This window comes from Roseovarius sp. A-2, from assembly GCF_002072155.1.
GTDB lineage: Bacteria > Pseudomonadota > Alphaproteobacteria > Rhodobacterales > Rhodobacteraceae > Roseovarius.
In genome coordinates this window covers 150,611-165,368 of the sequence record NZ_BDIY01000003.1, presented here as the reverse complement: position 1 = coordinate 165,368, position 14,758 = coordinate 150,611, and the positions used below count along the sequence as shown (strand labels likewise).

Sequence of the window (14,758 nt, the reverse complement as noted above, 5' to 3'; positions counted from 1 at the left end):
GATTGTCCTTCAGAAAATGTCGGGTTCGCCCGCGTTGCGGCCGAAATCGGATTGCAGGAAGTCGAAGTCGCAGCCCTGGTCGGCCGGTGTAACATGTTGCAGGAACATGTAGCCATAACCGCGATCATAACGGGGTTTGGGTGGTATCAACGCCGTGCGCCGCGCCTCCAGCTCGGCCTCGCCCACCAGCATGTCGAGTCGCCGGTTGGCCAGATCGAGCCGAACGGTATCGCCGGTCCTGAGCAGAGCCAGCGGGCCGCCGACATGGCTTTCGGGCGAAACATGCAGCACGCATGCCCCGTAAGAGGTGCCCGACATGCGGGCATCGGAAATCCGCAGCATGTCGCGATGGCCCTGCTTGATCAGCGCCTTGGGAATGGGCAGCATCCCCCATTCGGGAAAGCCCGGTCCCCCCTGCGGCCCGGCATTGCGTAAAACCATGACATGATCGGGGGTGATGTCGAGGCTTTCGTCATCCACCGCCGCCTTCATCTCGGGATAGCTGTCGAAAACCAGCGCCGGGCCCTCGTGACTGTAGAACTTCGGATCGCAGGCGGCAGGCTTGATCACCGCGCCCGAGGGACAGAGATTGCCCTTCAGCACCGCCAGTGAGCCCTCGTGATAGACCGGGTTTGACAGGGGTCGGATCACGTCATCATTATAAACTTCGGCCCCTTCCAGGTTCTCGCCCATGGTCTTGCCGGTCACGGTCAGCGCCGTGCAATCGAGCCGATCCTCGATCTGCTTCATCAGCGCGCGCAACCCGCCGGCGTAATAGAAATCCTCCATCAGATAGTCCTTGCCGGAGGGGCGCACATTGGCGATGAGCGGCGTGGTGCGGCCCAGGGCATCGAGATCCTCAAGCTTGAGGCCGACACCGGCGCGCCGTGCCATTGCAATCAGATGCACTACGGCATTCGTCGAACAGCCCGTAGCCATGGCCACAATGGCGGCATTGCGGCAGGCGGAATCGGTCACGATCCGGTCGGGCGTCAGATCCTCCCAGACCATCTCGACGATGCGCCGCCCGCAGGCCGCCGACATGCGCATGTGTGAGCTATCCACCGCCGGGATCGACGACGCGCCGGGCAGCGTCAGCCCCATCGCGTCGGCGATGGCGGTCATGGTCGAGGCGGTGCCCATTGTCATGCACGTCCCCGCAGAGCGCGCGATGCCGCCCTGCACCCCCAGCCATTCGTCATCCGAGATGTTGCCCGCGCGGCGCTCGTCCCAGTATTTCCACGCATCGGAACCGGAGCCGAGAACCTTGCCTGCGTAATTGCCGCGCAGCATCGGGCCGGCGGGCAGGTAGATCATCGGCACGCCCGCCGAGATCGCGCCCATCACCAGCCCCGGCGTCGTCTTGTCACAGCCGCCCATCAGCACCACGCCATCAAGCGGGTGCGAGCGGATCACCTCCTCGGTCTCCATCGCCAGCAGGTTGCGGTAGAGCATCGAGGACGGCTTGGTAAAGCTTTCATCGACCGAGAGCGACGGCATCTCGACGCCGAAACCGCCCGCCTGTGCCACGCCGCGCTTCACGTCCTTGACGCGCTCGCGGAAATGCGAGTGGCAGGTGTTGAGTTCCGACCAGGTGTTGAGCACGCCGATCACCGGCTTGTCGCGGAAATCGTCCTCGTCATAACCCAGTTGCATCATCCGCGAGCGGTGGCCGAAACTACGCAGGTCATCTGGTGCGAACCACCGCGCAGAACGCAAGTCTAGCGGATTTTTCCTCGTCATCGGATCATCCTGTAAAGCTGAAGCAGCACCAGATCACGGCGGCGGCGACAGGTAATACATCTGGCTATTCATGGCGAAAGGCACCCCGAACCAGACCGGATCAAAGCCGAGATTGAGCACCACCGGCGCAAAGCTCGGCACAGTGATGAAGATGATCGCGATCCATTCCAGGAAGGTGCCGAGCATCGTGATCGAGATGTGCCGGTTGCGTTGGGTCGCATACGGACGCCGCGAGCAACGCAGTTCTGCAATACCTCATAAGGTTCCTCCCTTGGACATGACCGGGGGTCTCGCTCCACGGCTAGGTGATACATTAATATATTAGTGTATTATGGCAAGCATTGCTTATGTTACCTGCAACACGACAAAATCGATGAGTGAAAACCGATAACGGAAATGCATGAAGTTTCACGAGAGATCCAACCAGCATCGTCGTCGGCAACGCGGCCCATAAAGCGCGGATCGGCCAGCACGCAGATCCACAACGCGCTGCGCGATCGAATCGTCGCGCTTGAGTTCACACCGGGCGAATTCCTCTCGCGCGCCGAGATTGCCGCCTATTACGGGGTCAGCCAGACGCCGGTGCGCGACGCGATGATGCGGCTGGAGGAAGAGGGGCTGCTGATCATCTATCCGCAATCGAAAACCCTCGTATCCAAGATCGACGTGGCCCACGCACAAGAGGCCCAGTTCCTCCGGCTCTCGATCGAATTGGAGGTCACCCGTCGCCTCGCTCAGGCGAAAGCCTCCGACAGAATCACCAAGGCGCATACCTGCCTCTCGCTCCAGCGCGTCTCGGCGGCGGCTAACGATCTGGATGAGTTCTCGCGGCTTGACCGGGCCTTCCATGCCGCGCTCTACGACGCGGTTGGGGTCGCCAATCTCTGGAACACCGTCACTGCACGATCAGGCCATATTGACCGGCTGCGCAATCTCAACCTGCCGGACCCCGGCAAATCCACATCAATCCTGTCGTGCCACGAACGCATCCTCGCTGCTATTGACGCCGGCGATACCGGAACCGTTGAGGCCGTCGTGCGTGAACACTTGTCGGGAACGCTGGCGCAGGTCGACAGGATCATGGAGCGCAACCCGGAGTATTTCTGAACAACACCTCCAGATTCACGCCGATCAGAGCTCCCCGTCAAACAGGCGAACGGGCAACCGGCGCGATTCTGGCCGCCTCCCTACATTCTGGTTGAAACCTGACATTAATGTCAGATATTATCGGAGTCGCAGTACATTTGCTGCCCATAGGGAGGAAACGAAAATGCTGAAACGCAGAAAGACACGCCTGAAGCACCTTGCGGAAAAGGTCCAGAAGGGCGAGCGCATCATTGGCATGGAGTGCCACGACACACCGAGTGCCATCATGGCCGAAGACCTTGGCATGGACCTTCTGTGCTGTGGCAGCCCCGGCCCGATGGGGCTCATGGGTCACAAGTCGATGGCCACGGTGGATTTCGAGGAACAGCTCTACATGCTGGAGGGTGTGCTGCGCGGCGCATCCTCGCCGTTCATCATCTGCAACATGCCCAACACCACGGCGTCCATCTCGATTGAAGAATCCGTGCGAAACGCCGCGAAAGTGGTCAAGCTCGGCGCCGATGGCGTCCACATCGAACCCTCGCTCGGGACCGTTCCGCATATCCGCGCCATCGTCGATGCGGGGATTCCCGTTGTGGGCCATTTCGGGGTTCAGGGCGAGCGAGCGGTGATGAATTCCGGTCATTCCCCGGCCGGGCGGACCGCCGAAGAGGCGGCGGCGATTGTGGAACTGGTCCGGGCCTCCATCGACGCCGGGATTTTCGCAGCCCTTTTCGAACATACGTCGGTTGAATTGACGAAATGGTGCTACGAGAACCTGCCCGTGGCCGTGGCCAGCCTGGGTTCGGGGCCTTATGCGCATGGCATATTCCACGTCTCGAGCGACATCATCGGGTGTTCAGCCTTCCCGATTCCGCCCAAGCGTGAAGTGTACGGCGATGTCTGGGGCGAGATGCAGAAAGCCTATTCCGCCTACGTCAACGCGGCAAAAGGCGGACAGTTTCCCAATCCGGACCTGTCGCACACCATGCATGACGGCGAACACGAGAAATTCGTGTCTCTCGTCGGCTGATCTTCGTGGTTGACCATGCCGACAGACCTCTGGAGCCGGCGCAACTCATGCGCTGGCTCGCAAAGCTTCCGCAACGACAGCGCACCGTTGTCGAGTGCGGAGCCGGTCACGCGGAGCTTTGCCGGTTTTTCTCCGGTCATTTCAATCTGGCCATCGCAATCGACACGAATCCGCCACCCGGTGCCTACCCGGCCCTGAGAACAGAGCCCATAAGTTACATCAAGGGGTGCGCCACGAATCTCCCATTGCCCTCAGGTAGCGTTGACTTGATCGTGTCGATGCAGGCACTGCATCATTTCGATGTGGCGCGCCATCTCGTCGAGGCCCACCGCGTTTTGAGCACGGGAGGCATCTTTGCCGCCCTGTCATGGGGCGCGATCGAGTTGCCTCAGCATATCCGGGAGGCCTGCGACGATTTTCTCATGCTCGCTGAAAGATACTGGGAGGCCGAGCGCGACTGGGTCGTGTCGGGTTATCCGGGGCTGGAATTCGTCGGCGAATGTGTGAACCTGCCGCCTGCCGCGATGTGCAAGACCCTTTCGGTCGGCGATCTGAGCCGGACATTTCAAAGCTGGAGCGCATATAAACTCGGCACGCGGAACTGTCCCGAGGCGTTTGACGCCGCGCTTGAAAAGCTGCACAAACTGGGCGAGACCAAGGTTAATGCTGCATGGCCCATCAAGGGCCGGATCTTTCGAAAACGTCAGGATCCGCCCGAACAGTCCGGACTCTGAAAGGCAAACGTGACTATCACCAAGCACCGCACGGCGACTTTCGAGATTCTCGTGCAAAAACACTTCTGTGATATCGAACTGGCTGCGGTGGTCCACACATTGCAGACAGCGAACATGGTGCTGGGCGGATCGCGTTACGACTGGCGGATCATCTCGGACAAGCCTGGTTTCGTGCAGGGGGCAGGGGTCTGCCTTGTGCGCGCCGAGCCGGTCATTCCAGACCACTTCCTTGCGGATTATCTGATCGTGATCGCGTCGAAAAAGCGGGATCCTTCTGTCTGGTTGACGCGTGTCCGCAGCATGCGGCACCTTGGCAAGGCCGTGATACTGCTTGCGGACGCAGCGACGCAATTCATCTCGCGCACCCAGACCGAGACCGGGGCAGTGACAACGCATTGGGCCGATGCCGTGGTCCTGCGCGAGACCCAGGATCTGCCGCGCCTGACAGGCAACCTGTCGGAAATGTCCAATGGGATCATCACGGCGGCCGGACGCACGGCCACGCCAGAGTTGATCCTTGGCCTTTTGGCGGGCGAATTATCCGTGTCCGAGATCACCGATATCGGTCGGCACCTCTTGTTGCCGAGCATCCGGGCAAGTTCCAGCACACAACCTTTCGCCCATACCGCCTTTCAGAAGTTCTATGACAAGGCCGTGTCGGATACCCTGGCGTTGATGGAAGCGAACCTCTCCGAGCCGTTGTCGATCGCAGATATCGCAGAGCATGTCGACACCTCACAGCGCCGTCTTGAGAGGCGCTTTCGCGCGGTGCTCGAAACCTCACCTGGTCAATACTACAAGCAATTGCGCGTCAGGCGTGCGCATCAACTGGTCCAGGAAACGAACCTGCCCCTTATCGACATCGCCATCGCGACCGGCTTCGGCTCGACAGGGACGTTGTCCACCAGCTTCAAGAAAGTCTACGGGATGACGCCCTCTGATTTTCGGAGCAAACACAGGGATCGCATCCTGGATTATTCAGCAGAGATCTGACAGTTCAGGCAGATTCGCCTCGCCAGATCATGTCTGCCAGGGGCGAGGCTTCGGATACAGCGTTCATCGGACAGGTCGGGCATCCTGAGCGGGAGGGTCTGTTCGTGCATCCACGACATTCATTCACCGCGCTCAGAACGCCATTCACCTCGCCCTGAATTTCGATTGCCAGACGGGCCATGAGCATAAGGTTTTCGGACAGCTCATTGAGCTTGGCCGCGACCTCATGGGAAGAGCCCGCGCCGGTCGCGTGCTTTGCCCTGACACCGGCGATGGCCGCCACGACCTCAAGCGGGATATCAAGATTGCGCATGCTCTGGATCAGCTTCGCCAAAGCCACGTCCCGCTCGCCATAGGTTCGAGTGCCGCCTTCGCTGCGTTCAGGTTTCAGGATGCCCAGATCCTCGTAATGGCGCAGCGAGCGCTCGCTCAACCGGCTGCGGCGCGCAAGCTCTCCGATCTTCATCTGCTTCTTGTCATGGGTCTCGGCCAAGGGCAGTCTTTCCGTAGTCTCTTCTGGCAGCTAGTGCTCCATACATAGCAACGAAAAACGGAACGCAATAGGTCAAGCCCGCTTTTACCAGATCACTTTCACCGGACCCGAATACCGCATCCGCCTGGTTGATCATATTCAGGATCGTTCCGACCACAACAGCAACCTTGGCAGACCGCAGCAAAACAGCGTTCGGTATCTTGATACGGCGGAGTCCCAGCATGTCTTTCATGAGCCCCTCTGATGTCCTGATGCGAATGCCCCATTCGAACACGTCGGCAGGGGCATTCGTGCGGTGTGATGGCGGTTCGCGGTCAGAACCGGTATCCAAAACCTATCCCGGCAACCACCGGGTCGATGGAGGCCTTTCCGGAAACCGCTCCTCCGGCCACCACGTCAGCTTTGACATCGGCAAAGAACTTCTTGATGTCGGCGTTGAAATACCAATTGTTCTTGAGATGGATGTCCACTCCGGCCTGTATCAGAAAGCCCGGATTGAATCGCCGCAACTTGAACGACGTCGCCGGGCCCTTGGCGCTGTCCGACGCAGTGATCACCACGGTCGGTCCGGCCCCGAGGTAAGGTTTGACGCCATTACCGAGATGAAAATGATACTGGATCGAGGCATCCAGCGGGATCAACCAGGCCTCGCCTATCGTCGGACCGCCATTTGCGATCGAGACCTCGTTGCGTGTGACGCAACAGATTGATTCCACGGCGATGTTATCCGTGAAGAAGTAGGTCAAATCGAAATTCGGAATCATCGAATTGGACACATCGGTTTCGACCGGCACGTTGTAGCGGGCCTTGTCGCGGGGCAGCACGCCGGCAATCCGTCCGCGGACAAAGAACCGCTTTGCCCAGCCCTCGCCGTCTGTCGTGGCGCTTTGCGCCATGGCCATTCCCGTGCCATCCAGCAGCAAGAAAAGCGCCGCCAGAATGATTGCCGAAGCACACGGTCGTTGGCGCAACCGGCCGGTCCATCGAAGCACCGTTAGCCGCATTGTCGTTGATTTCATCACTATCCCCTCCCTTTGGGCAGATTTTTTTATGGAGGGGACGCTGGTATTTGTTATTTGTAAGGAATTTTTAGGCATCGCCCCCACCATTATCTGACGTTAATGTCAGATTTTTGCAAAATCAAGTTACTTTCATCACCGGCTTGCCGATCCTGCACTCTTGCTCACAGGGCGAACGTCAGATGCACCTAAACCGACCGCGCCCGATCCGCCGCCACAGAGAATGCCTCGCCTGCGCGATCTACCGCATACCGCTGCGTGATCAACGGACGCACGTAAATGCGGCCCGTCACGATGGCATTCACCGCGTCCGCCAATTCGTCCTGGAACCGGAACGAGCCCTGCAAGGTCAGTTTCTTGGCAACCACCTCATTAAGCGGCAACTGCGTATCACCGGCGCAGACGACGAGGCAGACACCCACCGGCGGCGTAGTCAGCCCGATCATCAGATTGAACACCGCGAAGGTGCCCGAGAACGGCAGCGTTCTACGCGGCCTGCTGGTAGATTTCGCGCGCCATGCGGCACCAGCGCTTGTCGAGCACATCGCGCGCGAAATGGCGTTTCAGATCACGATCGACGGATCCGCGAAGATGCCCCAACGGGTATTTGCCGCCATCCCGAACGCGAGGGCCAAGGGCAGGGACACCCGTGCCTTTGCCTTTGCCACTGCGGCAGTGATACGTCACCTGTCGCTATCGACCCACGACGGCACCCCCTACGAGCTGCACGCCCCCCCCGCACCGACCCCCTGATCGACATGGCGCAGGGCCGACAAGCCCCCGAGGTGATCGAGACCGTGCGCGCGGCGTCTATCGTCCCGCGCGCCGTGGCGCAGGACGAGGCGCTCTGGACCGAGGTCAATACCATCCTGCATGACATGCTCACGCGGCCAATGGCCGAGGTCATTTCGCAGGAGCCTGCCTGATCCGTGGCACGAGACGCCCGGCCACTTCGATCAATTGCCGCAGGCGGTCGCGTTCCTCGGGGTCAAGCTCGGTCAGGGGCGGGCGCACCGGGCCGGCGGGGTGTCCCACAAGCGTGGCGCCGGCCTTGATCATGCTGACCGCATAGCCCTTTTTCCTGTCTCGCAGTTCGAGCAGCGGCAGAAAGAATTCCGACAGCCCCAGCCGGACCGCCACCCTGTCGCGCGCCCGGATCGCGCCGAAGAAGGCAAGCGCGAACTCGGGCACGAAGTTGAACACCGCCGAGGAATAGGTATCGACGCCGATTTCAAGATAGGCCTGCGCAAAGACCTCGGCCGTCGGCAGCCCGCCGAGATAGGTGAACCGGTCACCTACGCGGGTGGTGATCTGCACGATCGACTGAAGATCGCCGACACCGTCCTTGTAACCGATCAGGTTCGGGCAGTCCTCGGCCAGACGCAGCAATGTCCCGACGCCAAGTCGGCTGACCGAGCGGGCATAGAAGATGACCCCGATATCGACCGCGGCACAGATCGCGCGGAGATGATTGGCGATGCCCTCCTCTGTGGCCTCGGTCAGGTAATGCGGCAGCACGAGGATGCCGTCGGCCCCAAGCGTCTGGGCCACCCGCGCCTGCTCGCAGGCGATCCGCGTGGCCATCCCGACGCCTGCGATCACCGGCACATCGGATTGCCGCCCGGCAATGGCGGCGGCGATGACGCGGGGATACTCCTCCGGCGTGATCGAGAAATATTCACCGGTCCCGCCCGCCGCAAACAGCCCCGCCGCCGGGTAGGAGGCGAGCCAGTCCAGCCGGGCACTGTAGGACGCGGCGTCAAACGCACCCGTCGCGTCGAAATCCGTGACCGGAAACGAAAGCAGGCCGCTCGCCAGTCTCGATTTCAGCTCGTCCGGGGTCAGTGGCATGTGGTGTCCTTTCCGTAGTGGGTGGGCGCGTGGCCGTGTCAGTTCAGCATGCGGTCGGGCAACGACAGCGCGATCTCGGGAAAGGCCATCACCAGCCCGAGCCCGACAAGCTGCAGCAGCACGAAGGGCAGAACCCCGCGAAAGATCGTGCCCATCGCAATCTGCCGACCGGCAATCGCCTTGAGATAGAACAGCGACATGCCGAAGGGCGGCGTCAGGAACGAGGTTTGCAGGTTGATGGCAATGAGGATCGCGAACCAAAAGATCACGTCCCCGCGCGCCACATGCGGGGCAAAGTCCAGACCGACGATGATCGGGGTAAAGACCGGTAGAATGATCAGCGTGATCTCGACCCAGTCGAGAAAGAAGCCGAGCACGAACATCACCGCCATGATCAGCCCCAGCGTGCCCCATGGGCCGACGCCGAGCGCGGCAATGATGCCCTCGATCACCTCGTCTCCGCCGAGAATGCGAAAGATCAGCGAAAACGCCGTCGCGCCGATGAAGATGAAGAAGATCATCCCGACCATCCGCGCCGTCCGCTGGCACACATCGTCGATCACCGCCCATGACGCACGCCCCTTCAGCGCTGCCAGCAGCAGTGTGGCAAGGGCACCGACACCCGCCGCCTCGGTCGGGGTGGCGATGCCGCCGAAGATCGAGCCAAGCACCGCCAGGATCAGGATGACCGGCGGCATGAGGCCGCGCAGGATCAACAGCGCCAGCGGCGTGTCGTCATCGGCGATCATCGGTGCGCGCCGCGGCGCCATATGTGGCCGAAGCAGCGCGGTGACAAAGATGTAGAGCGCATAGAGCCCGGCCAGCAGCAGCCCCGGCAGCACTGCCCCGAGAAACAACCGCCCGACCGAGACCGACATCATGTCGGCCATCACCACCAGCATGATCGACGGCGGGATCAGGATCCCCAACGTCGCCGAAGAGGCGATAGTCCCGGCGGCCAGCCCGCCATTGACCTCGGCGCGCAGCAGGCTGGGCAGCGCGAGGGTCGTCATCATCACCACCGACGCCCCCACGATGCCGGTCGTCGCGGCAAAGATCGTTCCGAGCCCGGTAACCGACAGCAGCAATCCCCCCGGCATCCGGTGCAGGACGCGGTCGAGCGCGGACAGCAGATCCTCGGCCAATCCGCTGCGTTCCAGCATGGTCCCCATGAAGATGAAACTCGGCACCGAGACGAGAACCAGGTTCTCGGCAATACCGCCCCAGATCCGCGGCACCAGATTGAAGAACATGATCATGGGCATTTCGCCGAGCAGAATGGCCAGCCCGCCGAACAGCACCCCGACCCCGCCCAGCACAAAGGCCACCGGCAGACCGGTGAACATGCCCGCCGCCAGCGCCGCGAACATGGCAAGCGGCAGGGCGTCCACCAGCGCGCTCATGCGTCCTGCCCCGGCTGGCCGATGATCGTCGTCAGGCGGCTGCCCGCCAAATCCGCTTTGGCCCGCAGAAAGACCACAATCCGCAGCGCGATGCTCAACCCCGCGAGGAATGTCATGCCAAAGCCGATCAGCAGCGCACTCTTGATGATCCAGCGATGTGGAATACCACTGGCAGCGGTCGATCCCTCGCCGTTGATCCAGGATTGATGCACGAACCCCCAGGCGAAAAAGATCATCATTGCCATGTAGGGCAGCAGCGCGACAAGGATTCCGGCCAGCTCGATCCAGGCGCGCCGCCGCGCCGTCATTCGCTCGCGCAGGATATCGAGGCGGACATGCGCATTCTCCAGATAGGTATAGCCGAGCGCGGTCAGGAAGATCACGCTATGCAGATGCCAGGAAAACTCGCGCAGCTTCACCGCCGACAGGTGATCGCCCAGAACAGAGCCGAACAGCGCGCCGTGAACGCCGGGCACCTTGCGCACGATCACGTCGAACATGACCGTCGCGATCAGCAGCAGCACAAGGCGCGCGCCGTTGCGCCCGACGAGGCGCACCACACGATCCAGCGCAAAGGCGAGGTGAAGCAGTCCGGTCATGATCTGTCCTTGTCAGAAAGGCGGCGGGCCAGACAACCGGCCCGCCGGAACGGCCTCAGTTCCGAGGAAGATACGCCCGGTCGGCCCAGAGCTTGTAGCGCGCACGGAACGCGGAAAAACTGTCCCACATCCGCGCCCAGTCCGGATTGGCGGCTTTTTCCTCCTCGACCACCTCAAGCCAGGTCGCGTGGAACGTATCAAGCCAGTCCTGCGGATAGGTGTGCAGCGTCACACCATCGGCGACATGCTGCTCCAGCGCCGCGAATTGCGTCGCCTCGCCCTCGGCCATGGTTTCGAGAATGGCCGCCTTGCACGAGACATGGATCGCCTCCTTGGCCCCGTCCGAAAGACCGTTCCACGCCGTCATGTTGACCAGAATTTCGTTGATCGCCTGTTGCTGATGCCAGCCGGGAAAGTAATTGTGCTTGGCCACTTCCGGCAGCCCGGCGCTGCGGTCGTTGGCGGGAAACGAAAGCTCCGCCGCCTCGATCGTGCCAAGCTCGATAGCCTGATAGATCTCGCCCCCGCCCATAAGCTGGGTCGATACGCCAAGCTTGGTGAAGACCTTGGAGCCAAGCCCGGCAAACCGCATCGACAGCCCCGCCAACTCATCGACCCCGTTCAGCGGCTGCTTGAACCATCCGCCGGTCTCGGCTACGACATTGCCGCAGGGATACCAGTAGATATTGTCACGCGCATAAAACTCCTGCGCCAGCTCCAGACCACCGCCATTGAAGATCCAGGCGTAGTATTCCGGGGCCTGCGGTCCGAACGGGATCGCCGAGACGAAATCGTAGGCCGAGTTCTTCGACACCTCGAACCCGGCGGCCCCAAAGGCCGCATCGACGGATCCCTGGCTCACCGCGTCGTAATACTGGATCGCCGGGACAAGATCGCCCGGATCGAACACCTTGATTTTCACTTCGCCGCCGGTGAAGGTCTCGACGCGCTCGGCCAGAAGATGCGGCACCGGGCCGATCACGGCGGAATTCCGGCCTGCAAAGGTGTGCAGGTTTAGATTTTGCGCCATGCCCGGCATGGCCGCGACGGCAAAAACCGTCGCGCCCCCCAGGATGGTCAGTTTCTTGAAAATCGTCATTTTGCTTCCTCCTCCTCCATTGTGTCGTGTCACGTCTGGCGCGCCCTCTCGCCCAGAACGCGGGCCGGGTCGCCGCGATATTCCGTGCCGACAAAGCCACCGCCCTGAAGCGCGCGGGACAGCGGGTTAGCTTCGCGGGTGGCGTCGTGATCGAATGTCGCAGCATAGCTCTCGGCATTGTCCTGCGGGCGGTATCCCAACTCATGCGCGCGGCTGTTGTCCCACCAGCCCCGCTCATTGCCGGAGACGCCCCAGACGATCTCGTGATGCAGCGTCGGCGTCTCCAGCCCGATGGCAAACAGCTGCGCCAGATCGCGCCGCGACACCCAGGTCGAAAGGAAACGCGCGTTGGTCGGCTTCTCGAAGCAACTGCCAATTCGCACCGACAGAACACCGACGCCATACTGATCGAATACATACTGACCCAGAAGCTCGCCAAAGGCCTTGCTCAGCCCATAGCGGGTATCCGGGCGCGGCGGGTCTTCGGGCGTCAGCCGCACGTCGCGGCGGTAGAATCCGACCACATGATTGGAGCTCGCAAAGACGATGCGCCGGATACCCGCCTTGGCGGCGGTGACAAAGAAATCATAGGTAGCATCTATGTTTACGCGCAGGATCGGCGCCCAGTCGTCCTCGACCGACAGCCCGCCAAGGTGAATGATTCCGTCAATCCCGTCCAGCAGGCGCGCATGTGTGGAACGGTCCATCAGATCGGCACGCACCACCTCCTCCCCTTCGGCGGGCGGGTCCATCGCGGCAATATCGGTTCACCTCAGCAGATCATACCGCCCGCGCAGTTCCTCACGCATGGCCCGCCCCACCTGTCCGGCGGCCCCAGTCATGAGCACCCTCGACACTGACATAATCCCGCATCCCGCTTGAATTCATCATGCCATCACTTGTATGATGACTGATGATATGCTTACCTTCTGAAAAATACGATTGCAACTGGAATTCCAAACCACGCTGGAATACCTCAGGTTGGATCTCGCCGATAAAGTGCAGAAAGGACCGATGTGAAGCCGCCCAGGACCCAGACCTCCGGACCGCAGCTTCGGACGATCCGCTCGCGATCCAAGCTCAGCGAGTTGATCTCGGAGCAGTTGCGGGATCTCATCCTTCGCGGCGAATTGGCACCGGGCGCGCAACTACCGACCGAAAGCGAGATGATCGAGCAGTTCGGGGTCAGCCGGACGGTTGTCCGCGAGGCTGTGGCGGCGCTCAAGACCGATGGTCTCGTCGCCGTGCATCAGGGACGGGGTGCTTTTGTCGCGACGGACCGCACCTTGCAGCCCTTCCGCATCGTCAATCCCGGGCTGAGCGAACGCGATCACATCGTGCAGATTCTGGAGTTGCGGCTGTGCCATGAGGTCGAGACCGCCGCAATGGCCGCCGAACGGCACACGGCGGACCAGATGAATGAGATCGACCGAGCTCTTGCCGCCATGGCCGAAGCCGTCGGGCAAGACGAGCCTGCCTATGAGCAGGATTTCGCGTTTCACGTCGCCATCGCCCAAGCGACCGGCAATCTCTATATCGCCAATTTTCTGAGCTATCTCGGCCCGTTCATCATTCCGCGCCCTGCGCTGCGTGCACAAATGAGCCGCGACCGCCGCGACTATGTCGAAACGCTTCAGATGGAACATGCCGAGATCCGCGATGCGATTGCGGAGCGCAACGCCGAGGCCGCATCGCGGGCGATGCGGACCCATCTGACGCGCGGTCTCGATCTCAATCGGCAGTCCGGGTAGGCCCGGGAAAGGCGGTCCGATGAAAATTCCCTCCGTCGATCTTGTCTTCTCCGGCCCGTTCGGCCTTGCCGAAGGCATCGTCTGGTCGGAAGACACACAGGTCCTGCTTTGGGTCGATATCGCGGGAAAAACCGTGTTTCGCGGAGATCCGTCCACGGGCAGGCTCGAGAGATTCGAGATGCCGACCGAGGTCGGCTTCTGCTTTCCCGCCGCGACGGACAGGATCATCGTCGGGCTCAATGACGGCGTTGCCCTGTTTGATCCCGGCACCGCCGGGTTTACCCCCCTGTCGAGGCCGGAGCCCTTTCCACCCGGTAACCGGTTCAACGATGCCGCGCTTGACCGCAGCGGGCAGATCTGGGCCGGGACGATGCCGCTTGCCGGACCCGGCCACTCGCCGGAGGGCGCGCTGTTCTGCATCACCGGCGACGGTACGGCGACCCAACGGTTCGGCGCGTTCTGGATTCAGAACGGTCTCGCCTTCAGCCCCGATGGCAGAACCGGCTATGTCTCCGATTCCTTTGCCGGTGCCCAGATGATCTGGCGCTTCGATCTCGGCAGCGACGGACAGCCGGATGGTCCCTTGCCCTTCTTCGACACACGCGCCATCGACGGGCGGCCCGACGGTGCCTGTGTCGATGCCGACGGGTGCTATTGGACGGCCGCGAATGACGGCTGGCAGATCGTGCGCGTCGCACCAAACGGCAAGATTGACCGCCGCATTCCGCTGCCAGTAGCGAAACCTACCAAGATTGCCTTCGGCGGACCGAGATTCGACACGCTCTTCGTCACGTCGATGGCGACAGGCTATGCGTCTCATACGCCACCGGAGGCTCAGCCGCTCGCCGGTGCGGTACTGGCGCTGAACGTCGGTGTCGCCGGTCTGCCCGACGCCCGTTTCACAATATCGTAACGCCATGGACCGTTGGGCCGGACTGCGCCGGGTTTGCGATG

The 14,758-nt window shown here is 61.6% G+C and carries 19 protein-coding genes; 8 read left to right on the top strand and 11 right to left on the bottom strand.

The genetic code is table 11. The features are described from left to right. Positions 1 to 9: 9 nt before the first annotated feature. Both araD and BHD06_RS06090 read right to left on the bottom strand, forming a co-directional pair. Positions 10 to 1,743 (bottom strand): L-arabinonate dehydratase, encoded by a 1,734-nt coding sequence (gene araD / locus BHD06_RS06095; protein ID WP_080456105.1) that lies wholly within the window; start codon positions 1,741 to 1,743, stop codon positions 10 to 12. Between the two features lie 33 nt (positions 1,744 to 1,776). Next, positions 1,777 to 1,929: a TRAP transporter large permease subunit gene (locus BHD06_RS06090; protein WP_254892327.1), complete on the bottom strand. Its 153-nt coding sequence runs from the start codon at positions 1,927 to 1,929 to the stop codon at positions 1,777 to 1,779. 210 nt (positions 1,930 to 2,139) lie between these two features. Between BHD06_RS06090 and BHD06_RS06085 the strand changes: the two genes are divergently transcribed. The 4 genes from BHD06_RS06085 (at position 2,140) to BHD06_RS06070 (ending at position 5,589) form a co-directional block, all read left to right on the top strand. Continuing rightward, positions 2,140 to 2,850: a GntR family transcriptional regulator gene (locus BHD06_RS06085; protein WP_080456104.1), complete on the top strand. Its 711-nt coding sequence runs from the start codon at positions 2,140 to 2,142 to the stop codon at positions 2,848 to 2,850. A 163-nt stretch (positions 2,851 to 3,013) separates the two neighbouring features. After that, the gene (locus BHD06_RS06080) at positions 3,014 to 3,862 is read left to right on the top strand and encodes a 3-methyl-2-oxobutanoate hydroxymethyltransferase (protein ID WP_080456103.1); all 849 of its coding nucleotides are present in this window, start codon (positions 3,014 to 3,016) and stop codon (positions 3,860 to 3,862) included. 47 nt (positions 3,863 to 3,909) lie between these two features. Further along, positions 3,910 to 4,596, top strand: coding sequence for a class I SAM-dependent methyltransferase (locus BHD06_RS06075; protein ID WP_080456102.1), 687 nt, complete (start codon positions 3,910 to 3,912; stop codon positions 4,594 to 4,596). A 9-nt stretch (positions 4,597 to 4,605) separates the two neighbouring features. Continuing rightward, positions 4,606 to 5,589: a GlxA family transcriptional regulator gene (locus BHD06_RS06070; protein WP_080456101.1), complete on the top strand. Its 984-nt coding sequence runs from the start codon at positions 4,606 to 4,608 to the stop codon at positions 5,587 to 5,589. Positions 5,590 to 5,593: 4 nt separating this feature from the next. Here BHD06_RS06070 and BHD06_RS06065 read toward each other — a convergent pair whose 3' ends face one another. From BHD06_RS06065 to BHD06_RS06050, 4 genes are all read right to left on the bottom strand, one after another. Then, a complete protein-coding gene (locus BHD06_RS06065; RefSeq protein ID WP_080456100.1) occupies positions 5,594 to 6,082 on the bottom strand; it encodes a MerR family transcriptional regulator in 489 nt (162 codons plus the stop codon). Next, complete coding sequence (gene nrtS, locus BHD06_RS06060; RefSeq protein WP_217805648.1) at positions 6,066 to 6,314, bottom strand: nitrate/nitrite transporter NrtS; 249 nt, start codon at positions 6,312 to 6,314, stop codon at positions 6,066 to 6,068. The genes BHD06_RS06065 and nrtS overlap by 17 nt, the downstream gene beginning before the upstream one ends. Before the next feature lie 82 nt (positions 6,315 to 6,396). Continuing rightward, entirely contained in the window at positions 6,397 to 7,101 is a 705-nt protein-coding gene (locus tag BHD06_RS06055) for an OmpW family protein (RefSeq protein ID WP_217805647.1), read from the bottom strand. Positions 7,102 to 7,289: 188 nt separating this feature from the next. Next, complete coding sequence (locus BHD06_RS06050) at positions 7,290 to 7,547, bottom strand: hypothetical protein (protein ID WP_139784649.1); 258 nt, start codon at positions 7,545 to 7,547, stop codon at positions 7,290 to 7,292. A gap of 4 nt (positions 7,548 to 7,551) precedes the next feature. Here BHD06_RS06050 and BHD06_RS06045 point away from each other — a divergent pair, with 4 nt between their 5' ends. Together BHD06_RS06045 and BHD06_RS23650 are read left to right on the top strand one after the other, a co-directional pair. Continuing rightward, complete coding sequence (locus BHD06_RS06045) at positions 7,552 to 7,854, top strand: hypothetical protein (RefSeq protein ID WP_139784648.1); 303 nt, start codon at positions 7,552 to 7,554, stop codon at positions 7,852 to 7,854. Positions 7,855 to 7,859: 5 nt separating this feature from the next. Continuing rightward, entirely contained in the window at positions 7,860 to 8,027 is a 168-nt protein-coding gene (locus BHD06_RS23650; protein ID WP_176214293.1) for a hypothetical protein, read from the top strand. On the opposite strand, the gene kdgD is transcribed toward BHD06_RS23650, so the two are convergent. From kdgD to BHD06_RS06020, 5 genes are read right to left on the bottom strand one after another with little or no spacing between them, the layout of a single operon-like run. After that, the gene (gene kdgD / locus BHD06_RS06040) at positions 8,005 to 8,946 is read right to left on the bottom strand and encodes a 5-dehydro-4-deoxyglucarate dehydratase (protein WP_176214303.1); all 942 of its coding nucleotides are present in this window, start codon (positions 8,944 to 8,946) and stop codon (positions 8,005 to 8,007) included. The two genes, BHD06_RS23650 and kdgD, sit on opposite strands and share 23 nt — an antisense overlap. Before the next feature lie 44 nt (positions 8,947 to 8,990). After that, on the bottom strand, positions 8,991 to 10,355 hold the full coding sequence (locus tag BHD06_RS06035; RefSeq protein ID WP_080456094.1) for a TRAP transporter large permease subunit: 1,365 nt from the start codon (positions 10,353 to 10,355) through the stop codon (positions 8,991 to 8,993). Beyond that, a complete protein-coding gene (locus tag BHD06_RS06030) occupies positions 10,352 to 10,954 on the bottom strand; it encodes a TRAP transporter small permease subunit (protein ID WP_080456093.1) in 603 nt (200 codons plus the stop codon). The genes BHD06_RS06035 and BHD06_RS06030 overlap by 4 nt, the downstream gene beginning before the upstream one ends. A gap of 55 nt (positions 10,955 to 11,009) precedes the next feature. Then, entirely contained in the window at positions 11,010 to 12,053 is a 1,044-nt protein-coding gene (locus tag BHD06_RS06025) for a TRAP transporter substrate-binding protein (RefSeq protein WP_080456092.1), read from the bottom strand. A gap of 29 nt (positions 12,054 to 12,082) precedes the next feature. Beyond that, positions 12,083 to 12,805 (bottom strand): NAD(P)-dependent oxidoreductase, encoded by a 723-nt coding sequence (locus BHD06_RS06020; RefSeq protein WP_080456091.1) that lies wholly within the window; start codon positions 12,803 to 12,805, stop codon positions 12,083 to 12,085. Between the two features lie 264 nt (positions 12,806 to 13,069). Between BHD06_RS06020 and BHD06_RS06015 the strand changes: the two genes are divergently transcribed. Together BHD06_RS06015 and BHD06_RS06010 are read left to right on the top strand one after the other, a co-directional pair. Further along, positions 13,070 to 13,804, top strand: a complete 735-nt coding sequence (locus tag BHD06_RS06015; protein WP_080456090.1) for a FadR/GntR family transcriptional regulator — start codon at positions 13,070 to 13,072, stop codon at positions 13,802 to 13,804. 19 nt (positions 13,805 to 13,823) lie between these two features. After that, positions 13,824 to 14,717, top strand: a complete 894-nt coding sequence (locus BHD06_RS06010; protein ID WP_080456089.1) for an SMP-30/gluconolactonase/LRE family protein — start codon at positions 13,824 to 13,826, stop codon at positions 14,715 to 14,717. The last annotated feature ends 41 nt before the right edge of the window (positions 14,718 to 14,758 follow it).